This is a genomic window from Leisingera sp. F5 (assembly GCF_001593695.1).
The window spans coordinates 1-2,686 of sequence record NZ_LUKH01000367.1 but is presented as its reverse complement, the minus strand read 5'-3'; the positions used below and the strand labels follow the sequence as shown (position 1 = coordinate 2,686).

Sequence of the window (2,686 nt, the reverse complement as noted above, 5' to 3'; positions counted from 1 at the left end):
TGCTGGAGGCGATGGGCAAAGGCGACGCCATGGCAGAATTCAACACCCGCTTTAACGATTTTGGCTTTTGGGCTGTGCTTGGCGCCGGCATCACACCGTTCCCCTATAAAGTGATAACCATTATGTCGGGCTGGACCGGAATGCCGATAGGTACTTTCATTGCCACTTCTATCCTTGCACGGGCACTGCGTTTTTTCATCGTCGCCGGGCTGCTCTGGAAATTCGGATCCCCAATTCGTGACTTTATAGAACGCCGCCTGGGCCTGGTTTTTACGGCCTTCATGGTTGTTCTGTTTGGCGGCTTCCTGCTGGTAAGGTTCATCTGACTATGCATCGATTTCTGATCCTCGTCGCGGCCAGCGGCTCTGCTGCGCTGCTGTTAGGGGCGCTGGGGTTCCAGTACATTGGCGAAATGCCGCCCTGTAAACTCTGCTATTGGCAGCGCTATCCGCATGCCGCCGCCGCCGGGATCGGCGTTTTGGCGCTGATCATTCCGGGGGCGCTGCTGCCTTATCTGGGTGCACTGGCGGCGCTGGCCACAGCAGGCGTTGGCGCCTTTCACACCGGTGTTGAACGAGGCTGGTGGGAAGGTCCGTCCACCTGCACGTCCGGTCCGATTGGCGGCCTGTCTCCGGATCAGCTGCTGGACCAGATCATGGCCGCACCGCTGGTGCAATGCGATCAGGTGCCTTGGGAAATGCTGTCACTGTCCATGGCCAGCTGGAATGCCCTTGCATCCTTTGGTCTGGCATTGCTTTGGGTCGCAGCCGCCAACCATACCCGCAAGCAGGGTTAATCTTGTGGAAAGTTGAGGTGCGGCAGCTAACCCATTGGTTATCCCGCAGCCTCTCCAGATATCAGCTGTCCTTTTTTGTGGCCAGCAGCAGATTTGTCTCGCTGCTCACAATCCCTTCAAAGGTGCGGATCTTGGCCAAAGCCGTGTCCAGGGTTTCCAGGGTCTCGGTGCCAAGCTCCACTATCAAATCCCAGCGCCCGTTGGTGGTGTGAATGGCCCGCACCTCTGGCAGCCCCTGCAGCTGCCGGGTGATCCGGCTGGTACCGCGGCCTTCGATGCCGATCAGCATCAGCCCACGGACCGGATCCCGCAGCACGTCTTCTTTCAGCACCACGGTAAAACCCAGAATATCCCCCCGCGCCTGCAGCCGCTCGATCCGTGCCCGCACTGTGGTGCGTGACAGGTTCAGCTCCAGCGCCAGATCCGACAGAGACGCCCGTGCGTTGTGCCGCAGGGCCGACACCAGCCGCTCATCCGTTTTGTCCATTACTCACCTCAAATCGATCAATCACCGTCCTTTATGGACAAAATGCGTGCTGGAATCCATCGCATATCGGAGGTTTCTAGTATGAAAGCAGATTTTTTGAGAGGCCAAAATGGTGACATCGCAACATTGCATCCTTATTGGCGCCCCGGTGGACAGTGGGAAACGCCGGGCCGGCTGCCTTATGGGCCCCGACGCGTACCGCACTGCCGGGCTTGCCGCCGCGTTGGAAAGTCTTGGACATACGGTTGAGGACCTTGGAAACCTTGCTCCGGCGCCGCATACACCGGACAGCAACGATGGACTGGTTTTTGCCCGCAATGAAACAATCGGCTGGACCGCACGTCTGGCACGGGCAGCCGAAGACGCTCTTGAGGGAGGGCTTCCTGTTTTCCTGGGCGGAGATCACTCCCTTTCGCTCGGTTCGGTCGCAGGTGCTGCGAATTATGCTGCCAAGGCCGGTCGGCCGCAGTTTGTTCTATGGCTGGACGCGCATACCGATTTCCACACACCGGAAACATCAGACAGCGGAAACCTGCATGGAACACCAGTGGGTTATTTCACTGGCCGCAAGGGGTTCGAGGGATTTCCTGATGTCGCCAGCCCGGTGCCCCAGGAGAATGTCTGCATGATCGGACTGCGATCTGTCGACACCCAGGAGCGGCTTGCCCTGGAAGGCAGCTCCATCCGAACCCATGACATGCGCCATATCGATGAGAATGGCATTGCAGGCCCGCTGAACCGGTTCCTGGAGCAAGTCGCCCAGGCCAATGGCATGTTGCATGTCTCGCTGGACGTGGATTTTCTGGACCCGTCCGTCGCCCCCGCGGTCGGCACAACAGTTCCCGGCGGTGCCACAGTGCGCGAAGCGCATCTGGTTTGTGAAATCCTGCATGACTCTGGACTGATGACCTCCTTGGATCTGGTGGAATTGAACCCTTTTCTGGATGAACGCGGACGCACAGCGCATTTGATGGTGGACCTCTGCGCCTCAGCCTTGGGCCGCCGCGTATTTGACCGCCCGACGCGGAGCTACCAGTGACCAGCTTGCAAGCCCCCAATGCGGTGGTGATGGTCCGGCCGCACCACTTCCGTTCAAACCCGGAAACACAGGGCGACAACGCCTTTCAAACATTGGCAAATACCTCAACCGAAACCACCTCGGCCCAGGCACTGGCTGAATTCGACGGCGCGGTGGAAACTCTGCGCGGCGCAGGTGTCACTGTTCACCTGTTTGATGACACCACAACCGAGACGCCGGACAGTGTATTTCCGAACAACTGGTTTTCCACCCATGCCGGCGGGCATATCGCAATTTACCCAATGTTCGCGGGCAACCGGCGCAAGGAGCGGCGCTGGGACGTGATCGAACTGCTGAAGCGGGAGTATCGGGTACAGGATGTGAT

The 2,686-nt window shown here is 58.9% G+C and carries 5 protein-coding genes; 4 read left to right on the top strand and 1 reads right to left on the bottom strand.

From position 1 onward, the window contains the following. Window positions 1–326, top strand: a 326-nt coding sequence (locus tag A2I95_RS30405) for a VTT domain-containing protein (RefSeq protein ID WP_291735867.1), incomplete at its 5' end; no start/stop codon positions are given. A 2-nt stretch (window positions 327–328) separates the two neighbouring features. After that, window positions 329–796, top strand: coding sequence for a disulfide bond formation protein B (locus A2I95_RS30400; protein WP_027258962.1), 468 nt, complete (start codon window positions 329–331; stop codon window positions 794–796). A gap of 61 nt (window positions 797–857) precedes the next feature. On the opposite strand, the gene A2I95_RS30395 is transcribed toward A2I95_RS30400, so the two are convergent. Then, the gene (locus A2I95_RS30395) at window positions 858–1,283 is read right to left on the bottom strand and encodes an Lrp/AsnC family transcriptional regulator (protein WP_027258961.1); all 426 of its coding nucleotides are present in this window, start codon (window positions 1,281–1,283) and stop codon (window positions 858–860) included. A 112-nt stretch (window positions 1,284–1,395) separates the two neighbouring features. Between A2I95_RS30395 and rocF the strand changes: the two genes are divergently transcribed. Then, window positions 1,396–2,322: an arginase gene (gene rocF / locus A2I95_RS30390; protein ID WP_291735870.1), complete on the top strand. Its 927-nt coding sequence runs from the start codon at window positions 1,396–1,398 to the stop codon at window positions 2,320–2,322. Continuing rightward, window positions 2,319–2,686, top strand: a 368-nt coding sequence (locus tag A2I95_RS30385) for an arginine deiminase-related protein (protein ID WP_291735863.1), incomplete at its 3' end; no start/stop codon positions are given. The genes rocF and A2I95_RS30385, both read left to right, overlap by 4 nt.